We start from the raw sequence: 26,991 nt of genomic DNA, 5'->3' as shown, positions 1-26,991 counted from the left end.
ACGGGACGGCAGGCCCGAAACCGATACAGCGACTTACGCGATGCGCGCCGCTTCGTCGAACGACAGGCGCGGCAGACGCGGGAACAGGCCCGCCGGGTCACCGTAACCCAGGTTGACCAGGAAATTCGACTTGATGGAAGTGCCGGCGAAGAAGGCTTCATCCACCTTGGCCGCATCGAAGCCCGACATCGGGCCGGCATCCAGGCCCAGCGCGCGTGCGGCCAGGATCAGGTAGGCGCCCTGCAGGCTGCCGTTGCGGATGGCGGCTTCGTGGCGGCCTTCCTGCGGGCCGTCGAACCAGGCCTTGGCATCGGTGTGCGGGAACAGGTACGGCAGCTTCTCGTGGAAGTCCAGGTCGAAGCCGATGATGACGGTGACCGGGGCGGCCATGGTCTTGTCGTGGTTGCCTTCGGACAGGGCCGGGGCCAGCTTGGCCTTGGCTTCCTTCGAGGTGACGAAGACGAAACGGGCCGGCGTGGTGTTGGCGGCGGTCGGGCCCCACTTCACCAGGTCATACAGTTCCTGCAGCAGGCTGGCCGGGACCGGCTTGTCGAGGAAAGCGTTCTGGGTGCGGGCAGTACGGAACAGCTGGTCGAGGGCAGCAGCGTCGAGCGCGTGGGACATCGGTGGATCTCCAGGGCGGCTAAGGGAAGTCAGTGCCCGCGGGCGGCGCGGGGCGAAACGACGAGCCGCAGTGTAGAGTGTCGCGACTGTTGCAACACCCAGCAGAGCTGAAACGAATTAATGCCACAGGTGAAACGATCGAGTGCGCCCTGGACGGTCACGGACGGCCGTGCCGGCAATGTCCGCCAGGCGGTCGCGCTGGCCTCTGCGCTGCGCCAGGGCACCCATCGCCCGCTGGTCCTGCAGCCCCGCGCACCCTGGCGCTGGCTGTCGCCGCGGCGGCTGCCTGGTGATGTGAACGGCTACGGCGAGGCATTCGCGACGCTGGCCGCGGATGCACCGCCGCTGGCGATCGGCTGTGGCCGCCAGGCCGCCGGCGCACTGCGCGTGCTGCGCGCACGTGGCAGCCAGGTGGTGCAGATCCTCGACCCGCGCATCAATGCCCGCCACTGGGACATGGTGGTGGTGCCCGAACACGATGCCCTGCGTGGCAGCAACGTACTGACCCTGCTCGGCAGCCTCAACCCGGTGGACGATGACTGGCTGGCCTGGGGCCGCGCCGCGTTCGCCGGCTTCAGTACCCTGCCCGGCCCGCGCACCGCGCTGCTGGTGGGCGGGCCGACGCCGCTGGCGCCCTGGGACGAGACCGCGATGGTGGGCGTGTTCCAGGCGTTGGCCGAGCAGATCCGCAGCGAGGGCGGCAGCCTGCTGGCCACCACCTCGCGGCGCACGCCACCGGCCTTGGCCGAGATCCTGCGCGCGACGTTCGCCGACCTGCCGCACGTGATCTGGGGCGACGGCGGCGACGGTACGAATCCTTATGGCGGCCTGCTCGGCTGGGCCAACCGCGTGGTGGTCTCGCCCGATTCGGTGAACCTGCTGTCTGAAGCCTGCGCCACGCGCATGCCGGTGATGGTGGCGCTGGCCGATACCGTGCAGGGGCGGCTGGCGCGTTTCCAGCAGCAGCTGCGCGAGCGCGGGCGGTTGCAGGAACGCTGGCTGGACTGGCAGTACGACCGCATCGAGCCGCTGCGCGAGACCGCGCGGGTGGCGGCAGAGGTGAAGCAGCGCCTGGCATTGGGGTAGTGCCGGCCGCTGGCCGGCAATGCTCTACGCGCTACCGAACACCCTGTCGTTGCCGGCCAGCGGCCGGCACTACCCGACCGCGCAGCGATTTCTGAACATTTCGATCCAGCTGCGCGGTTAGAGTCCAGCTTCCCCCATCACTCTGAACGTCTTCATGCGTACCTTGCTCTTGCTGCCCCTGGCCCTGCTCGCGGCCTGCTCCACCACACCCACCGAGCTGGATCCGATTTCGTATCAATGCCAGCAGCAGTTGGACGCGTACCGCGAACAACCGGCGCTGCGCGATCCGAAGGGCCAGCGCCCACCGCTGCCGGTGGCCCCGATCAGCGATGCCTGCGACAAGGAGCTCCAGCGCAAGGGCGTGGATCGTCCCCTGCGCTGAGCAGCGTATGATCGGCGCGCGGGCCTGCCCGCCGTTGAAGGTATCGACATGGATCGTTTCTCCCACCTGCCGCGCGCCGCGCTGCTGATCACCAGCCTGCTGGCGACCGCACCGGCCTGGGCCAACAGCACCGAATGCCGCGAGCGCTACCCGAGCGTGGCCGCGCAGGCGGCGATGCTGGACGTGGCCTGGACCACCGCTGAGCGCCTGGACGCGCTGCCCGATGTGGACGTGGTGGTGGCCGCGCGCGGTGGCCAGGACCTGAGCCGCTACGGCCTGCGCCACAGTCACCTGGCCTTCCTGGTGCGTGAGGACAATGGCCGCTGGCGCGCGATGCACCTGCTCAACCGCTGCAAGACCGACAGCTCGCAGCTGTACCACGAAGGGCTGGGCAACTTCGTCGGCGAGAGCGGCGGCCATACCGACCTGCGCATCGGCGTGCCCTCGGCGCCGCTGCGTGCCGCGTTGAAAGCGATGCTGGTGTCGCCGTCGATCCAGCCCAAGGCGCTGCACGAAACCAAGTACAACGTGGTTGCCTACCCGTTTGCCACCGACTACCAGAACTCCAACCAGTGGGTGCTGGAAGTGCTGGCCGCGGCGATGGCGCAGACCGAAGGCGCGCCGGCCATCGTCAAGCGCGAACAGGCGCAGCAGTGGCTGCGCCAGCAGAAGTACCAGCCCAGCGTGCTGCATATCGGCCTCGGCAAGCGCGTGGGTGCGCGCCTGTTCGTGGCCAACGCCACCACCACTGACCATCCGGCCGGCGAGCGCATCTCCGGCAACTATTCGGTGGTGACGGTGGAATCGGTGTTCGATTTCCTGCACCAGCGCAGCCAGCTGCAGCAGGAACTGGTGATCCCTCACGTGCCGGTAGCTGGTGCTGCCGCCGCCACGCCCTGAATCCAGCAAGGAGAACGACATGCGTACCCTGCCCGCCGTCCTGATGCCGATGCTGATCGTCGCAAGCCTGGCCTGGTCCACGGCCGCTCATGCAGAGCGCCGCATCGTGATCATCCACGACCCGGGCCCGCAGGGACCGAGCCTGGAGATGTCCACGCAGATGGTGACGTCGGCCCGCGCGGCGGCGGCGAAGGAAGCCCAGGATGCCGCCGACGCTGGCCAGCCGCTGGCCCGCCCGCAGCAGATCAAGCTGCCGCAGATGCAGGTGAGTGCGATCGCCACCACCGTGGATGGCCGTCGCGAAGTGCTGCTGCGCGATGCCAACGACCCGCAGAACACCGCATCGATGCAGTACCCGCGCGGCATCGGCGATCCCGCCGTGCAGTTCACCGTGGGCCAGACCGTGAACTTCGAACCGACCGGCGCCGACCAGGGCTGGCAGTTGAAGGACAACCAGGGCCGCCCGCTGGAATACCTGCCCGAGGCCACCGGCCCGCGCGACATCTTCGATACCCGGCGCTGAGCCGCCGTCCCCACCCTGACCAGGAGGTCTCCATGTTCCGTTGCCTGCGCGTTCCCGCCACTGCCCTGCTGCTTTCGGCGCTGGTGGTGCCCACCGTCCATGCCGGCGCCGCGCCGCAGTTGAACAGCGGCCAGACCAGCGTGCTGGTCACGTCGCTGATCGTGCTGTCGATTCCGTTGGCCACGTCGATGGGACTGGCCGAACTGTCCAAGGCCCCGTTCAAGGCCAGCGAGCGCAACGGCAAGGTCGCCGCACGCACGCCGGCGGTGCCGCTGCCACCGATGGAAGTGAAGCAGGTCGCCACCACGCCAGCCGGTGATCGCCAGGTGCACCTGCAGGTGCCCGGCAAGGCCGACCAGACCGCAACGCTGCAATGGCCGGCGGCTGCAGGCGATGACCCGATTGCCGGTTTCGTCGTCGGCCAGCAGGTGCGCTTCGACCCGACCGACGCGGGTGCCGGCTGGACCGTGAAGAGCGCGCAGGGCCAGGCGCTGGCCTATGTGCCGACCGCCTATGCCGTCGGCGATGTGATGAGCGAAACGCTGTAAAGCTGAACGGCCGGTTTTGGCATTGCCGCGGGCCGGGCGGATAATGGGCGATCCCCTTTGTCCCCCTGGCTCGCCATGTCCGTGCGTCCTGCCCCTGTGTTTGCCCCGCTGACCCCGCGCGCCCTGGTGCTGGCGGTGCTGGCCATGGGCGCGGTGGTGCTGCTGTCCAACGTACTGGTGCAGTACCCGATCAACGATTGGCTGACGTGGGGTGCTTTCAGTTACCCGGTCGCGTTCCTGGTCAGCAACCTGATCAACCGCCGCTTCGGCCCGGGCCCTGCCCGCCGCGTGGCGTGGATTGGTTTCGCGGTGGCGGTGCTGCTGTCGATCTGGGTGGCCACCCCGCGCATCGCCATTGCCTCGTGCTCGGCCTTCATCGTGGCCCAGCTGCTGGACATCACCGTGTTCGACCGCCTGCGCCGTGGCAGCTGGTGGCGCGCACCGATGGTGGCCACCACCTGCAGCGCCACGGTGGATACCACCATTTTCTGGTCGATCGCGTTTGCCGGTTCGACCCTGCCGTGGGTGAGCTGGGCTGCCGGCGACCTGGCGGTGAAGCTGGCGATCGGCGTCTGCCTGCTGGCCCCGTTCCGCGCGCTGTTGTGGAAGATGGCGCCGCTGCGCACCACCAGCTGACCGCCGTTGTTCTGGTAGGTGCCAACCTTGGTTGGCACACACCTTGAACCCGGTGGGTGCCGACCGTTGGTCGGCACGCCCTGCAGAACTCATCGCTGCCGACAGATGGTGCCGACCAACGGTCGGCACCTACCAACGGCGGGTCATCGCCGAGCCACTGATCTGGTAGCTGCCAACCTTGGTTGGCGCTTTGCATTCATGCCAACCAAGGTTGGCATCTACCAACAGCGGGTCATCGCCGGCCAATGATCGGGTGGGTGCCGACCGTTGGTCGGCACGCCCAGCAGAACTCATCGCTGCCGACAGATTGTGCCGACCAACGGTCGGCACCCACCCAAAGCAGGCCATTGCGCTGGCGGGTGCCCCCACTCAGGCGAACGGCAGCTCCGCGGCGATGCACGCGGCGGTAATCGCGGCACATGCCTCTTCAATCGCGGGCGTGGTCGGTGCCAGTCGCGGACGTCGATCCAGCGTGCAGGCGAGGCCAACATCCAGCAACGTGGCATGTGCTCCATGCAATGCCTGCGCCGTGTCTTCCGGCAGAAAACCAGCAACCGCCAACGCATCGATCAACGAAGGTGTATCGCGCGGCTGCAGCAGCGCTGCATGCCGGGCGCTACGCGCCAACACGCCGGTCTGCAGCAGGAACTCCAGGTCCACCACGCCGCCAGCACCCTGCTTCAGGTCCAGCCGCGCGGCATCGCTGCGGTCCAGTTCGGTGCGCATGCGGCCGCGCATCTTCAGCACGTCCGCGTACAGCACACCCGTGTCGCGCTCACGCCCAAGCGTCTGCGCACGCACCTGCTCGAAGTCGGCCAGCAGGCTGGCATCGCCGGCCACGCCACGCGCGCGCACCAGTGCCTGGTGTTCCCAGGTCCACGCGCGTTCGCGCTGGTATTCGGTGTAGCTGGCCAGCGAAGACACCAGTGAACCCTTGCCGCCATCCGGGCGCAGGCGCACGTCGATGTCGTACAGGCGCCCGGCGGCGGTCACCGCACCGAGCAGCGCCATCACCTTCTGCGCGAGGCGCGCATACCAGCGTCCCGGCTCCAGCGGACGCGCGCCATTGCTGGCATCCACGCCGGCCGGGTTGTCGTGCAGGAACACCAGGTCCAGATCGGAACCGAAGCCCAGCTCAAGCCCACCAAGGCTGCCGTAGCCGATGATCGCGAAGCGCCCGCCGGGAATCTCGCCGTGTGCGGCATGCATGTCCGCTTCGGCCATCGCCAACACGGTGACCACCACGGCCTGCGCCAGCTCGGCCAGTTGCCGGGTGCTGTCCACCGCACCCTGGCGGCCATCCAGCGTGGCCATCGCCATGCGGAAGCTGAGTGCCAGCCGCGTTTCATTGAGCCAGCGCAGTGCGGATTCGGGATCCTCCACTGCCAGTACCTGTTGGCACTCCGCCAGCATGCCGGCGGCATCGGGCATCGGCCCGGACACGCGCACGTCCAGCAGTTCGTCCAGCAGCAGCGGATACGCCGCCAACCGTTCGGCCAGCAGCGCGCTGCGCGCCAGCACGTCCACCAACCGCGCCAGTGCGCTGGGCTGTTCGTCCAGCAAGGCGAGATAGCTGGTCCGGCGCAGCACCGCCTGCAGCAGGCCGAGCACGCGCTTGAGTGCGGCATCCGGCTGCGGCGAACGCGTGGCCGCATGCAGCAGCGCGGGCAGCACGCGATCCAGCCGCGCACGCGCGGCATCGGACAACGACTTCACGCCGGTGCCCTGGGCGAAGTCGCGTAGCGACTGGTCGGCGCCGTTGGCATCGAGGAAACCGGCTTCGGCCAGCAGCGGTGCGTTGCTGCCTTCGGGCAGGCTGCGCCAGTAGTTGGCCAGTGCATCGGGCGCGGCCTGGCCCTTGCGCGGCGCCAGCAGTGCGGCGAATTCGGTACTGACCCGCTGCTGCTGCACGGCCAGCGCCGCGCGCAGCACCTCCCAGTCCGGGTAGCCGAGCCCAACAGCGATGCGTTCGCGGTCAAGTGCATCGCTGGGCAGCACATGGGTCTGCGCGTCACGCAGCATCTGCAGGCGGTTTTCCAGCTGGCGTAGGAACAGGTAGGCCTCGCGCAGCGCGTTGCCATCCTCGGGCGCGATCTGCCCGGCGGCCACCAGTGCGTCCAGCGCCACCAGCAGCCGACGCTCGCGCAATGCCGGTTCGCGACCACCGCGGATCAGCTGCAGCGCCTGGCACAGGAATTCGATCTCGCGGATGCCACCGGCACCGCGCTTGATGTCGTCGTGCAGTTCGCGGCGTGCGACTTCAGCGGTGATGGCCGCCTTCATTTCGCGCAGGCCGTCTAGCGCGGTGAAATCCAGGTAGCGGCGGTACACGAACGGGCGCAGGGTCTGCAGCCACGCCTCACCGGCCTCGATATCGCCGGCCACCGCGCGCGCCTTCAGCCAGGCATAGCGCTCCCAATCACGGCCCTCCCGCTGGAAATACTGGTCCATCGCCGCGAACGAGAGTGCAACGCGGCCGGCGCTGCCGAACGGACGCAGGCGCAGGTCGACGCGGTGGCTGAAGCCATCGACGGTGGTTTCATCCAGCAGCTTGGCCAGGCGCTGGCCGAGACGGGCGAAATATTCTTCCGCCGCCAACGGACGCGGTCCATCGGATTCACCTCCCTGCGGATAGGCGTAGACCAGGTCCACATCGGAACTGAAGTTGAGCTCGCCACCGCCCAGCTTGCCAAGGCCGAACACCACCAGCTGCTGCGGGATGCCGTGTTCATCGGCGATGACGCCGTGACGCTGGGCGAATTCCTGCTGCAGGGCGTCCAGTGCCAGCCGCAGGCAGTCCTCGGCCAAGGTGGTGGCACCGGCGAGGGTCTGCGGCACGTCGTCGAGGCCGGCCAGGTCACGCCAGATCAGCCGTGTGGACATTGCCGTGCGCCAGCGCCGGATCTGCGCCGGCCAGTCGCTGGGCTGCAGAGGATCGAGCACCGGCGCCGGGATCGGCGGGCAGCCGGGCGCGGCCAGCTGTGCCAGCAAGGCAGGTTGCCGCACCAGGGTGTCCAGCGCGAAGTCGCTGCTCACCGCCAGCCGGGTCAGCAACGGCAGCAGGTTGGCCGGGATGGGCTCGGGCAGGACCTGGGCCAGGCGCGCCAAGGCGCGGTCGACAAGAGGCTGCAGGGTGGCGGGCAGGTCAGCGGTGGCGAGGCTCATGGGCTGATTGTATCGACCCGGCCGGGACGCAACGGACCCGGTAGTGCCGGCCGCTGGCCGGCAGATCCGATGATCCTGCCGAAGGTTACTGGGGTTGCCGGCCAGCGGCCGGCACTACCGATAATGGAGACCGCGTATTCATACTGGACGACAGGCAATAAAAAAGCCCGCTTGCAGCGAACTGCCAGCGGGCTCTGCTCCCTCCCCCACGTCGGGATGCAGGTCCATCGTGCGGGCTGCGAAAGCACTTTGCACGCTGCACTGCAAAACAAAACCGGCGGGTTTGGGTGACCCCTGCGGGAAAAGCCATTCCACGAAGGTAGAACCCCCCGTACGGATGAGGATGGCCGATAATCGGAATTCCCCCCAGCAACACGTGTCGTCATGTCTGTTGATCGCATCGCCAACGCGCGTCTTCGTGACCGCGTGGTCTCCGCAGAGGCCGCAGCCGCGCTGATCCAGCCCGGTGAAACCGTGGCCATGAGCGGCTTTACCGGCTCCGGGTATCCCAAGGCCGTTCCCGTCGAACTGGCCCGCCGCATCGAGGCGGTGCATGCCCAGGGCCAGCCCTTCCAGATCAGCCTGATGACTGGCGCCTCCACCGCGCCGGAACTCGATGGCGCGCTGGCCAAGGCCGATGGCATCGCCATGCGCATGCCGTTCCAGAGCGACCCGGATGCGCGCAACCGCATCAACGAGGGCAAGCTGGATTACATCGACATCCACCTCAGCCACGTGGCCCAGCACGTGTGGTTCGGTTTCTATGGCGAGATCGATACCGCCGTGATCGAAGTCTCGGCCATCCGCGAAGACGGTTCGCTGGTGCCCTCCACCTCGGTCGGCAACAACAAGACCTGGCTGGACCTGGCCAAGAAGGTGATCGTCGAGGTCAACGAATGGCAGCCGGCCGGCGTCGACGGCATGCATGACATCTACTACGGCACCGCGCTGCCGCCGCACCGCAAGCCGATTCCGCTGGTGAACGCCAACGACCGCATCGGCGACACCGCGCTGCGCTGCGACCCGGACAAGATCGTGGCCGTGGTGCGCACCAACGGCCCGGACCGCAACAGCCCGTTCAGCCCGATCGATGCGACCAGCGAGCAGATCGCTTCGCACCTGATCGAGTTCCTCAAGCATGAAGTGAAGAAGGGCCGTCTGCCGCCGAACCTGCTGCCGCTGCAGTCGGGCGTGGGCAATATTCCGAACGCGGTGCTGGCCGGCCTGGCCAAGAGCGGCTTCCGCGACCTGGCCGCGTTCACCGAAGTGATCCAGGACGGCATGCTCGACCTGCTGCGTGACGGCGTGCTGAGCTATGCCTCGTGTACCGGCTTCGCGCTGAGCCCGCAGGCCAACGAGACGTTCAAGGAGAACATCGATTTCTACCGCGAGCGCATCATCATGCGCACGCAGGAGATCTCCAACCATCCGGAACTGGTGCGCCGCCTCGGCTGCATCGGCATGAACGGCATGATCGAGGTGGACATCTACGGCAACGTCAATTCGACGCACGTGATGGGCACGCGGATCATGAACGGCATCGGCGGTTCCGGTGACTTCGCCCGCAATGGTTTCCTGTCGGCGTTCCTGAGCCCGTCCACTGCCAAGAACGGCACCATCTCGGCGATCGTGCCGATGGCCAGCCACGTGGACCACACCGAACACGACGTGTCGGTGATCGTCACCGAACAGGGCCTGGCCGACCTGCGTGGCCTGACCCCGCGCAAGCGCGCGCAGGTGCTGATCGACAACTGCGCGCACCCGGATTTCCGCCCGCAGCTGCAGGACTACTTCGATCGTGCCAGCCGCGAGAGCTACGGCAAGCACACCCCGCACCTGCTGCCGGAAGCGTTGTCGTGGCACCAGCGCTGGCTGGATACCGGCACGATGAAGGGCTGAGACCCGCTTTTGTAGAGTCGAGCCATGCTCGACTGCTTTCCTGGGCAGCCGAGCATGGCTCGGCTCTACAGAGGGCAGCGCCATGACCCCAGGCACGGACATCGGGTAGAGCCGGCCGCTGGCCGGCTCCCCAGAACAGCCGGCCAGCGGCCGGCTCTACCTTCACGCGGTGCGCAGCGCCGCCAGCGATTCGGCCTGCAGCCGCTCGTAGATCTCGAACTCGTCATTCACCGCCACGCCCAGCGCCTGCTCGAAGGCCTCGCGGTTGGCATGCGCGGCATAGGCACGCTGTTCTTCACCGCCCAGGTTCGACTGGAAGATGCCCGCGGCACTGACCGGCAGGAAATCCTCGTAGACGATCGGGTCGGCGGTGGCCAGGCCGGCGGCCACCAGCACTTCGGCGGGCAGATCGGCCACGCGCTCCGGCGCGGCGCGGCCGGCGTCGGTCAGCTGGTAGCGGTAATAGCCCAGGCCTTCCTGGCGCAGCGTGTCGTGGTCATCCGGGAAGCTGGCGAACACCGCCTGCAGGCGCTGGCCGTAGTCGCCGCCGGTACTGCCTTCGCCACCGGCATCACGGGCCTGCGACAGCAGCTGGTCGTACAGCGCGCGGCCCTTCGGGGTCAGCGCAAGGCCACGCTGTTCGATCTCGCCGAAGCGCGCGGTATGCGTACCGGCATCGCCACCTTCGTTGTCCGGGAAATGCACGGCTTCTTCCAGCGCCTTGAAACTGGTCTGGCGCAGCAGGATCGGGCAGGCACGGCGCGGTGGGCCTTCGATCACCGCCTTGGCGGCCATGCCGTGTTCGATCATCGCGGCCTGCGCAGCGTCGATATCCAGCGTACGCGGCGTCAGATGGTTGATGTGCGGGCCACGGAAACTGACCACGTCGGCCACCAGGCGATGCGCGTTGTGCAGCGCGTGGTAGGTCGGCAGATCGACGGTGGCATCGCCATGCCAGCGGAAGGTTTCCAGTGCTTCATCGACGAAGCGCCCGGCATCGGCCTGCGACAGCCCGCCGTCACGCTCGGCCTGGTCGATCAGCGCCAGCGCGCCCTCGGTGAAGATGCGGCGGCGTTCGAGGATGCGCGCCGATTCGGCACGCAGCGCTTCGTCTTCGATCAGCTCCAGGCGCAGCAGCGAGGTGAACACGCGGAACGGGTTCTGCGCCAGTGCGGCACCGGTGAGCGGGCGGAACGCGGTGGAATGCACCGGCACACCGGCCACGGACAGGTCGTAGTAGCCGACCGGGTACATGCCCATCACCGCGAACAGGCGGCGCAGCGTGGCCAGTTCCTGCACGGTGCCGACCCGGATCGCACCGTGGCGCTCTTCATCCAGGCGCGCACGCTCGTCGTTGCGCTGCAGCTGCGCAGCCAGCGCCGGGTCCTGGTCAAGCACCTGCGCGTTGATCCGCTCCACCAGTTCCACCAGCGTGCCGTACAGCGGCACTTCGGTGCGGTACATGCGGGACATGGCCTGCGCGAACAGGCGGCGGATCACATCAGGCGAAACGAAAGAGGCGCTCATCAGTCACTCGATTACGGGAACGGGGAACAGCTCGAACCCGTATTGTCGCCGGAGCGCGGCGCGGCGGCGATATGCAGAGCAACATGAAGGAAATCGGTAGTGCCGGCCGCTGACCGGCAACCTCCGGATGCCTGGAAGGGTGCAGTTGACGCAGGCGGCGACCGCACCGCTTGAGCTGGCGCCTCAGGGTGGCATCCAGGGTGATCGGCCGGTCCCAGTGCTGGTAGCTGGCCACGATGGCGTGGCGCAGCGCGCGGTAGTGCAGGTTGTCCGGCTTGGTCGGCATGCGCTTCACCACCGCCTCCCAGCCGCCCTCCGGGTCCTGGCTGAAGGCGCGCACGCTGTCGCGGCAGGTCTGGCCGCTGGCCTTGGCCCAGAAGCAGGCGAAGTAGATATCCCCGGCCTGCCAGCCATGGGTGGTGAACAGCGCGCTGATGTAGCCGCGCGGTACGCCGGCATAGCGCGACACCTCGTCGAGGAAGGCGTCGGGGTAGCGTTCGGCGTAGTGGTTGATGTCCTGCAGCTGGGCATCGACCCAGCGGTCACCGGTTTCCACCGTGTAGGCCGCCGAACGCTCGGCGGTCTGCTGGGCCAGCACGGTGGCCGGCACCAGCAGCAAGGACAACAACAGTGCGCGCAGTCGGACGTTCATGCCCCGATTCTGCCGCAGCCGCCGGGTCCTGTCAGGCCGCCGCCGAGGCCTTGGCCTCGATCGCGGCCAGTGCGGCCGGCCAATCATGGGCGGTATCGGCAGTGACCATGCGCGGTTCGTCGTCGGCCACGCCGTGCTGGGTCTCGTGGGCCCAGGTCACTGCATACGGGGTATGCACGCCCCAGCCGCCCAGGGTCACCACCGGCTCGATGTCCGAGCGCAGCGAGTTGCCGACCATCACGAAGCGCTGCATCGGCAGGTCGAATTCGGCCAGCACGCGGGCGTAGGTTTCCGGGTCCTTCTCGGAGACGATCTCGATGCGCGGGAACAGCTCGGCCAGGTTGGCGACCTTGATCTTCGCTTCCTGGTGGAACAGGTCGCCCTTGGTGATCAGCACCACCGGGTAGTGCTCGGCGATGGCCGCCACCGCTTCGCGCACACCGTCGATCAGTTCGACCGGGTGGCGCAGGGTGTCGTGGCCGATGTCCAGGATGCGCTGGATGTCCTTGGCCTCGATGCGCTGGCCGGTGATGTCGATGGCCGCTTCGATCATCGACAGCGTCATGCTCTTCACGCCGTAGCCGAAGGTACCCAGATGGCGCTGCTGCACTTCCAGCAGGTGGCGCGCGGTCTGCGTGTCATGCACGTCGACGTAGCGCGACAGCAGGTCAAGATAATCCTGCTCGGCCTTGCGGTAGTAGTCCTCGCTCTTCCACAGCGTATCGTCACCGTCAAAACCGACCAGGCCGATGGCGCGCGACGGCGCAGGCGTGGGGGTGTTCATCGCACAAGGATACAGGGGTGCTGGTGACGATAAAAACCCGGGCGGCCGCAGCCGCCCGGGTCCCCATGCACCGGTCTTCCCGAATCAGGCGTGGATCAGCGGCCCTGCGCCGCGCCGGCACCTGCACCGGCCTGCTGGGCGGCCACGTAGGCCTTGTACTCGTCGGCGCTCAGCTCGCCGTCCTTGTTGGTATCGGCCTGGTCGAACACCTGGGCCAGGCCTGCGTTCACCTGCGCCTCGGTCTTGCTGATGGTGCCGTTGCCATCGGTATCGATGCTGGCCCAGGTCTGGCCACCGCCATTGGCCTGTGCCGAAGCCGCTGCGGCCGCGTTGGTCGCCTGGTCAGCCGCCTGCCCTGCCTGTGCCGCCGACTGCTGCGCCTGCGCGGCCTCATTCTGTGCCTGCGCGGCCTGCTGCTTGGCCGACTGGGCCATCGCCGGAATGGCCAGCACGCTGCCGGCGGCGACGATCAGGGCGATCAGGGGCTTGCGGTTGCGAATAGTCATCAGGGGTGTCTCCTACCAATTGGGTGGTGTTGCGCGGCGTGTTGTCTCCGCACGGCACCTACCCTGCCACCGCGTTTCTGAATCGATTTTGCCTCGCGACCGGCGTCAACACGCACGATTAACCACTCGCCTACGCGCATGCTTTAGCGCGGTGGTTAGCACGAAGTGAGTGGCTCATAAGTTGCGCATTCAGCGCTGCCTGATTTAACCGGCAACCAACGAAAAACCTGCGTCAGTCGACGTTCTGCGCCGATGACCGCGAACTGAACATCACCCAGCCGAGGGCAACACCGGCAAGCGCACCGGCGATTTCCAGCACCACGCGGCTGCCGAGTTCGTTCGGATCGTGGATGGTGGCGAGGAACAGGCGCGCATACAGGGGCGACTCCAGGCGCACGATGCCCATGTAGAACAGCTTCCAGGCATCGATGCCGGCGGAGATGATCACGGCGATGACACACGACCAGCCGATGGCGTGGCCGACCGTCCAGTGCAGCAGCCGGCACAGCTGCGACCACAGGAAGTACACCAGCAGCCCGACCAGCAGGGCGATGGCGCCCGCTTCGAGGGTACCGAGCAGGCCGAAGTGCAGGGGAAGGTTCATCGGGTGGGCAACGGTGGGATGGCGGCCAGTGTAAGGGATCTGCCTCGGACCCAATCCGGTAGCCCCGGTAGATCCACGCCATGCGTGGATGAATCCCCATCGAAATCGAATACTCCGATGATTGAACGAAGAGCATCCACGCATGGTGTGGATCTACCGTGTCGACCAAGGTCGACACCTACCAACAGCAGCGCCCCTCTGCCGATGTCCCTACCGCACGGGGACGTCGTATGCGGTGCCCGGGTCCGGTTCGGGCTGCAGGGTGTAGTGCCACCACTCCTGCGGATAGTTGACGAAACCACGGCGTGCCATCGCCTGCACCAGCTGCTTGCGATTCGCCTGCTGCGCAGCACTCAGCCCGCTCGTCTGCGTATGCGCGCGTGGCCCAAAGAAATCGAAGTCGGTACCCATGTCCATCGGCCTACATGCACCACTGCCGCAATCCAGCAGCCCCAGATCCACCGTGGCACCGCGACTGTGGCCGGAGCGCTCGGCGATGTAGCCGTCGGCCAGCAGCCGTGGCTTGTCCAGATCCGGGTACTGCAGAGCCTTGCGCGAGCGCTCGCGCGGATCGTTCACCCAGGCCATGAAGGCCTGCACCGAACGCACCGGCCGGTAGCAGTCGTAGAGGCGCAGGCCAAAGCCATCCGCACGCAGGTCCTGTTCCACCTGTGCCAGTGCCTTCGCCACCGGCGCCAGCAGGTAACAGGACGGCGCCTCGTAACCCGGCACGCGCGCGCCGGTGAAGTTGTTCGCGCCGGCGTAGCGGATGTCCATCTCGATGCCTGGCGACAACGTGCGGATCTCCACTAATCCGGCGCTGGCGGCATCAGTGGCCGGCGAAACACGCGGCGGCTCAGCGGCGCTGGCGCTCGCTGCCAGGGCAGTCGCCAGTACGAGTGAAATGCAGGTCCTGGAAGTCATAGCTGAAGTCGATGTCCGGGTCGATGGCACGCAGGTCCAGTGTGGGCGGCGCAGCGTCACCGGGCTGCAGCCAAGCCTGTGCGTCTTCGCCCAGCGTATCCCAGCGCAGCAGCCAACGCCCCTGCAACTGCAGCACCGTGGCCTGCAGCCGGGGCGACTTGTCCACGCTGAAGTGCAGGCCGTCCTTGCCCGGGCACAGCGAGGCGGGGCCCAGCCACGAATCAGTGTAGCGGCCTTGCCAGCGCTGCAGATCGGAAGCCGACGCCTGCTGCGCATCTGACGTCGGCGGCCGCTGATGCCCGGTTGCCGCACGAGCGGCCTGGTCAGCCTTCAGTTCGGCAAGGTACTCCATCGCAGGCCGCGCATCGTCCGCTGCGGTGAAGCGCTTCAGCGCGGCCTGCATCAACGCGGTACGCGCATCCTCGCCTTCGCCATTGATCAGCATCACCACACCCACCTTGCGGTCGGGCAGCAGCGCCAGCGACGAGTACATCCCTGACAGCGTGCCGGTGTGTGCCACCTTCCACTGCCCATCCATGTCAGAAACGCGCCAGCCATAGCCGTAGCCGTAAAAATGCGCGTTGTCCCAGCGCCGCTGGCGCTCACCCAGCGGCATCGGCATGTGTAATGTCCACAACGTGCGGCGCTGTTCACTGTCCAACCAATCCGGCACCACGGCAGGATCAAGCAGTACCTGCATCCAGCGCGTCATGTCGCGCAGCGAACAGCGGATGCCTCCTGCCGCCATGGACGGCAGGTCCGGGCTGATGGCACCGTCAGCGTTCACCACCTCATTGCGATCACCACGCCAGGCATGTGGCTGCGCGACGTTGCCTACGCGCTTCACCGACCAGGCCCCCACCTGGCAGCGCGTCATGCCGAGTGGTTCAAACACCTGCTCTCGCATCAACTGGTCGTACGATTTGCCACCCGCCGCAGCGGCCACTTCGCCGGCCACCACGTACATCAGGTTGTCGTAGGCATAGTGGCTGCGGAAGCTGCTGAGCGGCTTCAAGTGCGCCAGTCCGGCAATGATGTCGGCGCGGGTGAACGTGTTCGGTTCCGGCCACAGCATCAGGTCGCCGGCACCCAGGCCGAGGCCGCTGTTGTGGATCAGCAGGTCGCGCACCTGCATCTGCTGGCCCACCCATGCGTCATGCATGCGGAAACCGGGCAGGTGCCGCCGCACCGGGTCATCCCAGCGCAGCCTGCCCTGCTGCACCAGCCGCGCCAGCAACGCGGCGGTCATCGCCTTGCTGTTGGAGGCGATCTTGAACAGCGTGTCCTCGTCAATGCGGGCGCCATCGCCACGCGCGCCCTCGGCATGGCGATAGACCACCTGTCCGTTCTCGACCACCGCCATCGCCAGCCCGGGGAGATGCTCGGCCCGGACCACGGCGGCGACATCGGCATCGATGGATGCGGTATCGACCGCCGAAGGGGAGGGTGCGGCCAGTGCCGCCGCGAGGATCAGCAGATGATGCATGCATGCTTCCCTTCCAATGCCCGCGCCGCCCACACGGACGGCACGGGATGCAGCCTCAGAAATTCCAGGTCACCACCAACTGTGTATAGCGCGGAGCCTGCCAGCGCGTCCCGGTGGCGAACGTCGCCTCGCGGTACTGGCCGGGCTGCGCTTCATAGCGCTGGTGCACGTTGATGGTCTTCTGGTTGTTGAACAGGTTGTAGACCGACAGCCGTGCGCTGAGGTCGATGCCTTCCACCGGCAAACGCCACGTCACATTGGCGCCCATGGTCCACGTCCATGGCAGGCGACCGAACGCGCCGCGCGGACTGTACTCGAACTGTCGCTGGTTGTATGGGCCGGAGCAGTTGGCCACGCACAGCCAACCGGTGCCACCGCCACTACCTTCACTGGAGGTACTGCCACCGGCGATGGAGTCGTTTGGCCACATCACGCCATACGCAGTGATCGGGCCACCGGACTGCACCTGCAACGTGGTGCCGAAGGACCATTGCTTGTTCAGTGCGTACGCAGCTCGCAGCTTGAACTGGTGGCGGAAGTCGTTGAACAGTACGCCGTAGCGCTCGTTGGTGGCGGGGTGGTCCCAGAACTGGACCATGCCGGTATCACCGTAGTTGGTATCGGAGTTCACTGGTCCTTCGAAGTTGCCTTCACTCTTCGACCACAGGTAGGACGCGTTGAACATCCACTTCTCGTCCCATGCACGGTCGATCTGGAACTCCAGCGCCTTGTAGGTACGCTTGGGCTTGGAGTAACCGATCACCTCGCCGCTGCCGCCCTTTCGATAGCCGCTGTTGGCGGTGTCGATGGTGATCCAGCCTTCGTTGGCGCAACCGATGCTCTTGTCGCCCCAGATCGTCAGGCTCTCGCCCGGATTGGCGATCGGCCACAGCGTGCTCGGGGTCGGGCCGCACGGGGTGTAGTTGATGCGGATGTCATCCAGCGCACGGGTCATCCGTCGATAGGTGGCGTTGACGCCCCAGGACCACGCCTGGTTGATCATGTTCTGGAAGCCCAGGATGTACTCGTCCTGGTAGACCGCCTTGAGATCGCGGTCCACGCTCTGGCGCAGGTCGGCACCGCCGGTGTTCATGCGGGTGTCGGTCGGCCCGATCTGCTGGCCGACGATCGGTGCCATATACGGCGAGCCTGTCGGCGAGGTCTTCTGTTCCCAGCCATTGAGCACGTAATAGCTGTATTCGTCGGTGAGACCACCGGCGAAGTTCACGTTGATGTTGTTGGTAACCGGCAGGTAGTAGCGGCCGGCGTTGCCGAAGAGCTTGGTGCTGCCATCACCGCGCATGTCCCACGAGAAGCCCACACGCGGCGCGACCAGGTCGTCCATCTTGATGAACGCCTTGCCGGCGGCGGTGCGGTTTTCGAAACGGTCCCAGCGCACGCCGAGGTTGAGCATCAGGTTCGGAGTGATGTTCCAGATGTCTTCCACGTAGAAGGCATTGGCTTCAGTCTCGAACGTGCCTCCCGACTTGCGGTTGCGCGCACGCAGCATTTCGGTAACGCCTGCTGGCACGTAGGCATTGGCACCGTCCCAGACTTCATCGCCAGGTCGCGCTACGTAGGCCGTGTAGCTCAACTCGGTCGGACCGGGGTAGCGGGTGGACTGCTTTGTGGTCATCAACTCACGGTCGACACCGAAGCGCAGCAGGTGATCACCCAGCTGCCATTCGAAGTCCAGTCGCGCCACGTCACGAGTATCGTCACGCTCGGCCACTGCCGTGCCGGTGGGGTGGCAGCCTGCGCGCAGGCCCTGCAGCTTGCCCAGGCGCGGGCCGTAGGTGCTGTCGGTGAACACCGGGCTGCACGCCTGATCCAGCGACGAATTGGTGAACGCACGCTGGTTGTTCTGGCCGACCATGGCGCGGGCGGTGAAGTTCTGGCCGAAGTGGCCGGTATAGGTGGCCGACCAGTTGCGACCACCCGTCTCGGTGACCGAATCACCGCCCCATGCACCGAGCTGGTCTGCGTTCCAGTTGTAGCCATACGAGGCGTTGGTGACGTCACCTTCGTCGGAGAACGCCAGCAGCGCCAGGCTGTGGTTGTCGTTGATGTTCCAGTCCAGCTTGGTGCCCCAGAAGCCGTTGCCGGAATCATTCTTGAACCAGGTACTGCCATCGGACGAGGTGTTGTGCCCTTTGTCACTGCGGTCTTCATACATCGCGAACAGGAACAGCTTGTCCTTGATGATCGGACCGGAGCCCCACACGTTGGTCTTCAGGAACGAGTTGTTGTCGCGGCTGCCATACGAATGCGGGGTTCCATCACGATGGAAGTGGTCGCCGCCGCTGGAGCGCCATGCACTGGGTTCAGCGGTGACTTCCACGCCGCCTTCGAACTCGTTGCTGCCCGAACGGGTCACCGCATTGATCACGCCACCGGTGGAGCGGCCGAACTCGACCGAGTATCCGCCGGTCTTGACCTGAAACTCCTTGAAGAAGGCGAACGGCGCGGTACTGAAGCCGCGACGGGTGTACATGTCGGTGACATTCAGGCCATTGATGAAGACGGCATTTTCAGCCACCGACGAGCCGGCGAAGGACAAGCCACCAAAGGACGAGTTGCCGCCGACCACGCCAGGCGCCATCAGTGCGACCGCAGACAGGTCCTGCGCCACAGGAAGGCGCGAGATTTCCTGTCGATTGATGTTGAAGGATGTTTCGGTGGAATAGACATCCACGCGATTGACCACGCGTGTGCCGACCACCTGCAGTGCATCGAGATTGGTGACGCCGCCGCCGCTTGCCAGATTGACCGTGGTGGTGCCGCCGATCGCGACGCTGACAGCAACCTGATCACCCAGCTTCTGGCCATCACGGCTGAGCTGCAACTGGTAGTCGCCCACCGGTAGCTGGCCAAGGCGATAGCTGCCATCGGCACCGACCGTGACAGAGCGGGTCAGGCCCGTGCTGTTGCTGACCACGGTCACCTGATCACCGGCGGTGGCGCGGCCCGCCACCGCGCCGCTCACGTTCTGCGCCATTGCGGTGCCGGGCAGCATCACGCCCAGACACGCCCCGAGGGCGACGCACAACGCCGCCCGCTTGATGCTGTAAGCCTTCATCCCCTGCTCTCTCCTGCAAGAATTGAATGGTGTGGAATGCGATGTGTCGCGCTAGCGTTGCCCGGCTGGCAGTACCCGCCACTGGAAGTCGTAGCTCCATTGGTCGAAGTACAGGTTGCCGCCTGCCCACTCGGCCTCGCCGCGCTGCGAGTCGACCGTTTCCGAGCGGAAGTGCTGCTTGGCCGGCACCAGGGCCTGGCCGAAATCGTCGTTGAAGGCGATGCGGTAGCCGTCGAGGCCACCCAGGTAGAAATCGCGCAGGGCCGGCACGTCGCTGGCCAGTGCGCCGGTGGTCACGTCCATCGGCAGCCATCCATACGGCGCCAGGTAGACCTGCCCCCAGTCATGCAGGTTGTTGTAACCACTGCCATCGCCGGAGAACACCATGCCCGACTGCCAGCGTGCGGGAATACCGTTCAGGCGCAGCAGCGCGATCAGCAACAGCGTCTGCTGGCCGCAGTCGGCATGTCCGGCACGCAGCGCGTAATCGCTGATGTTGCTGATCGTGGAGTATTCGCGCGCACCGGCCCATGGAATGCGATCCACGGCAGCAAACAGCTTGCGCACCACTTCATACGGGCGGGTTTCCCCCTGCAGCACCTGGTCGGAGAACAGCTTCAGTGCCGGCGTGAATCGCACGTGCGGCGGCTGCTCGGCCAGGTAGGGTTTCAGCGCCGGATCGGCCGGTGTCGGCTGCACCTTGGCCGGATCGATCGCGGTATGCCGGGCCAGGATCGTGACCGCGTAGCGGACCTCGAAGCGCGTCGGCTGCCCCGCCACCGCCTTGGCTTCCAGATAGGCCGTGCGCTGCAGGGTGCTGGCTGGCGCCACGCGCGCCTTGCCCGGGGTGCTGCCCAGCCACTGCACCTGCTCCTGCTGGCCGGGTATTTCGCGCGGGTATGGAATCCAGGCGCGCACGATTTCGCCGGCCGGGACGGCATCGGCTTTCACCGTGAGCGACTGGGTGAATTCAATGCGCTGCGGCAGTACCGACGCCTGGCCACTCTGTTCGGCTGCGGCTAGCACGCGCGCGTGGTGCGCGTTGAGCACCTCGTTCGGGCCCGGCGGCGACATCGGTGCATCCGCGCGGCGGCGTGCGCGTGCCTCATCGCTGAGCAGGAACAGGTTCGACGGTGCGCGCTTGAAATACCAACGCGTGCCATCGATGTCGAGATGCTCAATCAGGCCGAGCTGATCCCAGCGCGCGAATTCCTCGTCGGTCAGGTCGGGAATCCAGCGGCGCACGGCAGACTTTGCGGCGGTTTCGTCGAGGGAAAAATCCAGGCGGATGCGGCGCATGCGTTCTTCCTGGAACGCGATGTCGTCGAAACTGACGCCAGGCTCCGCCGCGTCGGCGGCCCACCAGGTGTTCAGTTCGCTGTGAGCTTCAAAGAACCGTCCCGCGTCGATCATCTGCACGACGCGCGCGAACTGGATGGCCGAGGGGGGCGGCTCCGCTCCCGCCGACCACGCCCACAGCAGCAGCGCGGCACACAGGCCGGCAGTGGCAGGCAGACGTGGTTTGCGAACGGCAGGATCCACAGCGACACTTCCCCAGCGCGGGTGGTAACGGCTGTGTAACACGGGCCGGGAGGCCGGTCAATAATTTATTCTTGCTTTCGACGTAGAAAGGAATAAATATTCCAACAAGCATTCGAGGAGGGTGTGCAGCGCATGATCCTGGCTTCCCGCGAACCGCGCCGGCACTGGCCGCGCCGGTTGACCCTGGCCCTGTGCCTGCTGGCCGCACCGGCCTTTGCACAGGCGGCCCCGCCGCCCGACCCGGGCGCGCCGCTGCCCTATGTGATCGGCCTGCACGAGGCCTACCTCACCCCCCAGTACTGGGCCGCGCGCCTGGACAACGCAGACGTGCCGATCCTGGACCGCAGCCAGATCGAGGCACAGAACGCACGGATGCGGTCACAGGACAGCCACATCCAGGACATCGCCGCACTGCCCGAGCAGCTTGATGCGGCGGCGGTGCGTGCCAGCATCACCTCGCTGTCGAGCTGGCCCACCCGCACTCTGTACAACGACAAGGGCCAGGCCATTGCGACGGCACTGCGCAGCGCGACCGAAGCCAATCTGGGCCTGCAGTCCATTCCCGCGCAGACGACACCGCAATACGGGCTGGTGGTGAAGCGCGCCGCGCTGCGCACCTTCCCCACCCGCGAGCGCGTCTTCAGCACCGTCGGCGACACCGACATCGACCGCTTCCAGGAATCCGCTCTGTTCCCCGGCGACAAGGTCGCCGCGGTCCATCGCAGCGCCGATGGCCGCTGGCTGTTCGTGCACAGCGAACGCTACAGCGCGTGGATCGAGGCCGATGCCATCGCCAGCGGCGACAAAGCCACCGTGCTCGGCTACGGCGCGAAGGGGCCTTACCGCATCGTCACCGGCGCCACCGCACAGACCGCCTACACACCGGAAGAACCGCGTGTCTCGCGCCTGCAGCTGGACATGGGCGTGCGCCTGCCGGTGCTGGCCGACTGGCCGGCTGCCGAGCCGGTGAACGGCCAGCAGGCGCACGCCGCGTGGGTGGTGCAGTTGCCGGTCCGCGAAGCCGATGGCCGGTTGAAACTGGTACCGGCGCTGCTGCCGCGCTCGCAGGACACCGCCGCCGACTACCTGCCGCTGACCCCACGCCTGCTGCTGCAGCAGGCCTTCAAGTTCCTCGGCGAGCGCTACGGTTGGGGCCACGACTACGACACCCGCGACTGCAGCGGTTTCGTTTCCGAGATCTACCGCAGCTTCGGCGTGCTCCTACCGCGCAATACCAGCGCGCAGGCGGTCAGCCCGGCGCTGGACCGCGTGCCATTCACCGGCAAGGACGGCAAGGCCGTGCGCGACCGCGCCGTCACCGATCTGCAGGTGGGCGATCTGGTCTACATCCCCGGCCACGTGATGATGGCCATCGGCCACGTCGACGGCCGCACCTGGGTGATCCACGATACGGCGGGCGGCAGCTGGTTCGGTGCTGACGGCAAGCGTGTGCAGGCCCACCTCAATGGTGTTTCGGTCACCCCGCTGGAGCCGATGATGGCCAGCGACAGCGTCCGCTACATCGACCGCATCACCAACATCCAACGCCTGCGTGCCAAGACCCCCTGAATGAAGATCACTGCCATCGAACTGGGCATGCTGCGCGTGCCGCTGAAAACACCGTTCAAGACCGCCCTGCGCACGGTGGAAACCGTGGAAGACGTAGTGGTGCTGATCCGCACCGACACCGGCCACACCGGCTACGGCGAAGCGCCGGCCACCGCGGTGATCACCGGTGATACCCACGGCTCGATCATCGAAGCGATCCGTCACTTCATCGCGCCGCGCCTGATCGGCCAGGACGTGGCCAACCTCAATCGCCTGTGCGGTCTGGTGCAGACCGCGATGGAGCGCAACACCAGCGCCAAGGCGGCGGTGGAGATCGCGCTGTACGACCTGTGGGCACAGCTGCATGGCGCGCCGCTGTACCAGATGCTGGGCGGCGGCGACCCGGTGATCACCACCGACATCACCATCAGCGTGGACTACATCGACAAGATGGTGGCCGATTCGCTGTCGGCGATCGAACGCGGCTTCGAGTCGCTGAAGATCAAGGTCGGCAAGGACATCGGTCTGGACATCGAACGGGTCAAGGCGATCCACGCCGCCGTGGAAGGCCGCGCCCTGCTGCGGCTGGACGCCAACCAGGGCTGGACCGCCAAGCAGGCCGTGCACGCAATGCGCACGCTGGAAGAAGCCGGCGTGGTGCTGGAACTGCTGGAGCAGCCGGTAAAGGCCGCCGACATCAGTGGCCTGAAGTACGTGACCGACCGCGTCAACACGCCGGTGATGGCCGACGAAAGCGTGTTCAGCCCGAGCCAGGTGATGGACCTGATCCAGCAGCGCGCGGCCGACATCATCAACATCAAGCTGATGAAGACCGGCGGCCTGTCCAACGCAATCCGCATCGCCGACATCGCCGGCATCTATGGCGTGCCCTGCATGATCGGCTGCATGATCGAATCGAGCATCAGCGTGGCCGCGGCGGTGCACCTGGCGGTGGCCAAGAGCGATGTGATCACCAAGGTCGACCTCGACGGCCCCTCGCTGGGCCAGTTCGACCCTGTCAGTGGCGGCGTGCACTTCAACGAATCGGAGATCAGCATCAGCGACGTGCCGGGGCTGGGCATCACCGAAGTGCGTGGGCTGGAGATGCTGGGTTGAACCGCGCAGTCGAGCATGGCTCGACTCTACAAGGGCCGTGCTTATCTGATGCCTGGTCGGGCGTTACTTTTCTTTCTGCGGAAAGAAAAGTAACCAAAAGAAACGCTCCGCCGGCCGCGAGCCGACGTGCTGCGCACGTCGGTGCCCTGTGCTCCTCGGTCCGGCGAGGGACGGCGCGGAACTCGCTGCGCTCAGACACCCGCGCCTCTTCGCCCTCGCCGGACCTGCGGTGCTCGGCTCGCTTGAAGGCGGACTCAACAGCAGCTCCGGGTAGATCCACGCCATGCGTGGATGCTCCTGCTTCTGCTCTACCCCGCAACCCCTTCGCGGCTGGCACGCGCGCGATGTGTCCGGGGTCGGGCGGGTGGGGTTTGCAGGGGTGTCCGCCGCATGGATGCGGCGGCCAAGCCTCCATGGACGGATTCACGGCGTCCCCTGCAAACCCCACCCGCCCGACCCACTCCATGACACGCTCTACGCGACCAACCGCAATGCGCCTACACATGCCCGGACTCCCCGCATGCCGCCTCTGCTGAAGATCCGTTCCGAGCGCGGGCAGATGTCGGCCATCGAGCGCCGCATCGCCGACTTCATCCTCGACAACGCCCACCTGCTGCGCGACTACTCGTCCCAGCAGCTGGCCAGCGCGTTGGGCATCAGCCAGTCCAGCGTGGTGAAGTTCAGCCAGAAGCTCGGCTTCAAGGGCTACCCGGACCTGAAGTACTCGATCGGCCAGGATGTGGCTCGCGCCGGTGCCGACCCGCAGCAGGCGCCCAGCGAACCCGACAGCGGCGATGACTACCTGCGCCTGGGCGAGGCCCTGCGCCGCAGCAAGGCACAAGCCGAAGAGGAAACCCGCCAGGCCAACCCGCGCGGGGAAATCGAGCGCATCGTGCAGCTGCTCGACGGCGCGCCGAAGCTGTTCGTGTACGGCCTGGGTGACGACGGCCTGTACGCGCGTGAGTTCGCCATGCGATTGTCGCTGCTCGGCCTGCTGGTGGTGCCGCATACCGACCCGATCCTGATGCTGGCCAACCTGTCGGCCGCGCGCCCCGGTGACGCGCTGTTGATGTTCTCCGAGTTCGGCAACCTGCCCCAGCTCTCGCAGCTGTCGCGGCAGTTCCAGGACATGGGTGGCAAGGTGATTTCCATCACCCGCCACACCGCCAACCCGCTGCGCGCGCATGCCGATGCAACGCTGGTGGTGTGTGCGCACGACCGCACGCCGCAGGTCGCGCAGCTGCTGTACCGTAGCGCCATGCACGCGCTGCTCGATTTCCTGTTCGTGCTGCTCTGCCACGCCAATCCGGACCGCAAGCAGCAACTGGCGGTGAACCTGGAGCGGATCGACCACCTGCTGGATTCCTGACCGGAGCGCACGTTGATGAAATCGCTGGTCCGCCTTGCCACCACTGCCGTGCTGCTTGCTGCAGCGATGTCCACCCACGCCGCGCCGCTGGATGGCGCGCGCCAGCTGATCGTGGTCACCAGCGAAAGCTGGGACAGCACCGAGGGGCAACTGCAGGCCTATGTGCGCGATGGCAACGGCTGGCATGCGCATGGGCAGGCGTTCCCGGTGGCGCTCGGCCGTACCGGCAGCGCCTGGGGGCTGGGCCTGCATCCGGCGCAGGCCGACGGCCCGCAGAAACAGGAAGGCGATGGCCGCAGCCCGGCCGGCGTGTTCGCGCTGGGCAGCGCGTTCGGCTATGCCGTTACACGCCCCGGCACCGCCATGCCCTACCAGCCGATGCTGGACAGCAGCTACTGCATGGATGTGCCCGGCTCTCCGTTCTACAACCGCATCGTGGATGAAAAGAAGGTCGGCAGTGCAGCGGTCAAGGGCTCCACCGAGCCGATGCGGCTGGACCTGCACAACAAGGGCGACGTGCGCTACCGGGAAGGCTTCGTCATCGCTCACAACCCGGACAACCAGCCCGGCAAGGGCAGCTGCATCTTCGCCCACCTGTGGCGCCAGCCCGGCGAGGCCACGGCCGGCTGCACCGCCATGCCGCAGGCGCGCATGCAGGCCCTGCTGGACTGGTTGCGCCCGCAGGATACGCCGCGCTTCGTGCTGCTGCCGCGCGCCGAGTACAAGCGCCTGCAGGCCCAGTGGCAGCTGCCCGCACTGAGCGGAGACGCCCGTTGAGCGCGCAGGACGAACCGCAGCTGCAGCGCGCGGTCAGCCGCTGGCAGATCGTCGGCCTGTCGATCAACGATGTGATCGGCAGCGGCATCTACCTGCTGCCGGCCGCCACCGTCGCCCTGCTCGGCCCCTTCAGCCTGTGGGGCGTGGTCGCCGCCGGCATCGTCGTTGCCCTGCTGGTGCTGTGCTACGCGCAGGCCGCCAGCTACTTCGATGAACCCGGTGGCAGCTACCTGTATGCCCGTGAGGCGTTCGGGCGATTCGCCGGGTTCGAGATCGGCTGGATGATCTGGTTGACCCGCATCAGCTCGGCGGCCGCATTGAGCAATGCACTGGCCGATGCGGTCGCGCGCTTCTGGCCGTGGGCCGGCGCCGGCATGGGCCGCATCGCGGTGATCGTGGTGTCGCTGGGCTTCCTCACCGGCGTCAACATCATCGGCGTGCGCTCGGCCGCGCGCACCGGCGTGGTGCTGGTGATCGGCAAGATGCTGCCGCTGCTGCTGTTCGTGGCCATCGGTGCGTTCTACATCGATCCGCAGCTGGCCTTCTCCGGCCAGCGCCCTGACCCGCATGACCTGCAGCGCATGGGCGAAGCCGCCTTGCTGCTGCTGTACGCCTACGCCGGCTTCGAGAACATCCCGGCAGCTGCGGGCGAGTACCGCAATCCGCGCCGCGATATTCCGTTCGCGCTGATCACCATGATCATCACCGTCACCGTCATCTATGGAGCGGTGCAGGTGGTGGCGCAGGGCACGCTGGCCGGGCTGTCCAGTTCGGCCACGCCGCTGGCCGATGCCGCCGCAGGCTTCGGTGGTGAGGCACTCGCGCTGATCCTCACCGTGGGCGCGACCATTTCCATCCTCGGCACCAACAGCAACACGATGATGATGGGCCCGCGCTTCCTGTTCGCGCTGGCGCGCGATGGCTACGGGCCGAAGATCCTGGCGCAGGTGCATCCGCGCTTCCATACGCCGGCCGCATCGATCCTGTGCCAGGGCCTGATCGCACTCGGCCTGGCGCTGTCCGGTTCGTTCGTGCAGCTGGCGCTGCTGTCGATGACCACGCGCCTGTTCGCCTACATCGGTACCGCCGCGGCAGTACTGGTACTGGCCAAGCGCTACGCCGACCGCCCCGGTGCATTGAAGCTGCCCGGTGGCCCGCTTATTCCAGTGCTGGCGCTGCTGCTGTGCGTTGCGCTGTTCGCCAGTGCGAGCTGGCAGAACATCGCCGCCGCGCTGGTCGCCTTCGCCATCGGCGCGGTGATCTACAAGTTGCCGCGAAAGCCCGAACTGTAGAGTCGAGCCATGCTCGACTGGG

22 protein-coding genes and 1 pseudogene are annotated in these 26,991 nt (G+C 66.7%); 12 read left to right on the top strand and 11 right to left on the bottom strand.

The genetic code is table 11. From position 1 onward, the window contains the following. Positions 1–33: 33 nt before the first annotated feature. A complete protein-coding gene (locus ACZK45_RS01825; RefSeq protein WP_049457907.1) occupies positions 34–624 on the bottom strand; it encodes a malonic semialdehyde reductase in 591 nt (196 codons plus the stop codon). A gap of 120 nt (positions 625–744) precedes the next feature. Between ACZK45_RS01825 and ACZK45_RS01820 the strand changes: the two genes are divergently transcribed. The 6 genes from ACZK45_RS01820 (at position 745) to ACZK45_RS01795 (ending at position 4,699) form a co-directional block, all read left to right on the top strand. Continuing rightward, complete coding sequence (locus tag ACZK45_RS01820; RefSeq protein WP_478445354.1) at positions 745–1,710, top strand: mitochondrial fission ELM1 family protein; 966 nt, start codon at positions 745–747, stop codon at positions 1,708–1,710. 154 nt (positions 1,711–1,864) lie between these two features. Continuing rightward, positions 1,865–2,092, top strand: coding sequence for a hypothetical protein (locus ACZK45_RS01815; RefSeq protein ID WP_004139505.1), 228 nt, complete (start codon positions 1,865–1,867; stop codon positions 2,090–2,092). A 48-nt stretch (positions 2,093–2,140) separates the two neighbouring features. Continuing rightward, complete coding sequence (locus ACZK45_RS01810) at positions 2,141–2,992, top strand: DUF2145 domain-containing protein (RefSeq protein ID WP_478445353.1); 852 nt, start codon at positions 2,141–2,143, stop codon at positions 2,990–2,992. A gap of 19 nt (positions 2,993–3,011) precedes the next feature. Beyond that, positions 3,012–3,515 (top strand): hypothetical protein, encoded by a 504-nt coding sequence (locus ACZK45_RS01805; RefSeq protein WP_004139502.1) that lies wholly within the window; start codon positions 3,012–3,014, stop codon positions 3,513–3,515. A gap of 32 nt (positions 3,516–3,547) precedes the next feature. Continuing rightward, positions 3,548–4,063, top strand: coding sequence for a hypothetical protein (locus tag ACZK45_RS01800; protein WP_478445352.1), 516 nt, complete (start codon positions 3,548–3,550; stop codon positions 4,061–4,063). Between the two features lie 75 nt (positions 4,064–4,138). After that, positions 4,139–4,699 carry a queuosine precursor transporter gene (locus tag ACZK45_RS01795; protein WP_107432970.1) on the top strand — a complete coding sequence of 187 codons (561 nt, stop codon included), beginning with the start codon at positions 4,139–4,141 and terminating at the stop codon, positions 4,697–4,699. A 369-nt stretch (positions 4,700–5,068) separates the two neighbouring features. Here ACZK45_RS01795 and glnE read toward each other — a convergent pair whose 3' ends face one another. Then, on the bottom strand, positions 5,069–7,864 hold the full coding sequence (gene glnE / locus ACZK45_RS01790) for a bifunctional [glutamate--ammonia ligase]-adenylyl-L-tyrosine phosphorylase/[glutamate--ammonia-ligase] adenylyltransferase (protein ID WP_478445351.1): 2,796 nt from the start codon (positions 7,862–7,864) through the stop codon (positions 5,069–5,071). A gap of 384 nt (positions 7,865–8,248) precedes the next feature. On the opposite strand from glnE, the gene ACZK45_RS01785 reads away from it, so the two are divergent. Next, complete coding sequence (locus tag ACZK45_RS01785; RefSeq protein WP_012509864.1) at positions 8,249–9,763, top strand: acetyl-CoA hydrolase/transferase family protein; 1,515 nt, start codon at positions 8,249–8,251, stop codon at positions 9,761–9,763. Positions 9,764–9,925: 162 nt separating this feature from the next. On the opposite strand, the gene hglS is transcribed toward ACZK45_RS01785, so the two are convergent. From hglS to ACZK45_RS01740, 9 genes and pseudogenes are all read right to left on the bottom strand, one after another. After that, on the bottom strand, positions 9,926–11,290 hold the full coding sequence (hglS, locus tag ACZK45_RS01780; RefSeq protein WP_478445350.1) for a 2-oxoadipate dioxygenase/decarboxylase HglS: 1,365 nt from the start codon (positions 11,288–11,290) through the stop codon (positions 9,926–9,928). Positions 11,291–11,456: 166 nt separating this feature from the next. Further along, positions 11,457–11,942 (bottom strand): annotated as a pseudogene (locus ACZK45_RS01775) (hypothetical protein); the annotation flags it as partial. Between the two features lie 31 nt (positions 11,943–11,973). Further along, positions 11,974–12,726, bottom strand: a complete 753-nt coding sequence (locus ACZK45_RS01770) for an HAD family hydrolase (protein ID WP_032130030.1) — start codon at positions 12,724–12,726, stop codon at positions 11,974–11,976. 95 nt (positions 12,727–12,821) lie between these two features. Then, positions 12,822–13,232, bottom strand: coding sequence for an EF-hand domain-containing protein (locus ACZK45_RS01765; protein ID WP_004139214.1), 411 nt, complete (start codon positions 13,230–13,232; stop codon positions 12,822–12,824). A gap of 232 nt (positions 13,233–13,464) precedes the next feature. Further along, positions 13,465–13,836 carry a hypothetical protein gene (locus ACZK45_RS01760; protein ID WP_012509861.1) on the bottom strand — a complete coding sequence of 124 codons (372 nt, stop codon included), beginning with the start codon at positions 13,834–13,836 and terminating at the stop codon, positions 13,465–13,467. A 210-nt stretch (positions 13,837–14,046) separates the two neighbouring features. Then, positions 14,047–14,760 (bottom strand): M15 family metallopeptidase, encoded by a 714-nt coding sequence (locus ACZK45_RS01755; RefSeq protein ID WP_478445349.1) that lies wholly within the window; start codon positions 14,758–14,760, stop codon positions 14,047–14,049. After that, positions 14,693–16,246 (bottom strand): serine hydrolase domain-containing protein, encoded by a 1,554-nt coding sequence (locus ACZK45_RS01750; protein ID WP_478445348.1) that lies wholly within the window; start codon positions 16,244–16,246, stop codon positions 14,693–14,695. Before ACZK45_RS01750 ends, ACZK45_RS01755 begins: the two co-directional genes overlap by 68 nt. Positions 16,247–16,301: 55 nt before the next feature. Next, the gene (locus ACZK45_RS01745; RefSeq protein ID WP_049461772.1) at positions 16,302–19,325 is read right to left on the bottom strand and encodes a TonB-dependent receptor; all 3,024 of its coding nucleotides are present in this window, start codon (positions 19,323–19,325) and stop codon (positions 16,302–16,304) included. Positions 19,326–19,376: 51 nt separating this feature from the next. After that, positions 19,377–20,867: a transglutaminase-like domain-containing protein gene (locus tag ACZK45_RS01740; protein ID WP_478445347.1), complete on the bottom strand. Its 1,491-nt coding sequence runs from the start codon at positions 20,865–20,867 to the stop codon at positions 19,377–19,379. A gap of 132 nt (positions 20,868–20,999) precedes the next feature. On the opposite strand from ACZK45_RS01740, the gene ACZK45_RS01735 reads away from it, so the two are divergent. From ACZK45_RS01735 to ACZK45_RS01715, 5 genes are all read left to right on the top strand, one after another. Further along, positions 21,000–22,436 carry an SH3 domain-containing protein gene (locus ACZK45_RS01735; RefSeq protein WP_478445346.1) on the top strand — a complete coding sequence of 479 codons (1,437 nt, stop codon included), beginning with the start codon at positions 21,000–21,002 and terminating at the stop codon, positions 22,434–22,436. Beyond that, on the top strand, positions 22,437–23,531 hold the full coding sequence (locus ACZK45_RS01730) for a dipeptide epimerase (RefSeq protein ID WP_032130035.1): 1,095 nt from the start codon (positions 22,437–22,439) through the stop codon (positions 23,529–23,531). Positions 23,532–24,051: 520 nt separating this feature from the next. Then, complete coding sequence (locus tag ACZK45_RS01725; protein WP_180838749.1) at positions 24,052–24,900, top strand: MurR/RpiR family transcriptional regulator; 849 nt, start codon at positions 24,052–24,054, stop codon at positions 24,898–24,900. Positions 24,901–24,915: 15 nt separating this feature from the next. Then, on the top strand, positions 24,916–25,677 hold the full coding sequence (locus ACZK45_RS01720; protein WP_293796620.1) for a L,D-transpeptidase family protein: 762 nt from the start codon (positions 24,916–24,918) through the stop codon (positions 25,675–25,677). After that, on the top strand, positions 25,674–26,969 hold the full coding sequence (locus ACZK45_RS01715; protein WP_032130380.1) for an APC family permease: 1,296 nt from the start codon (positions 25,674–25,676) through the stop codon (positions 26,967–26,969). Before ACZK45_RS01720 ends, ACZK45_RS01715 begins: the two co-directional genes overlap by 4 nt. The last annotated feature ends 22 nt before the right edge of the window (positions 26,970–26,991 follow it).

The sequence above is a fragment of the Stenotrophomonas sp. 63632_Sma genome, assembly GCF_056482875.1.
Note: the sequence above shows the minus strand (reverse complement) of the source record. Positions and strands in the feature narration are given on the sequence as shown.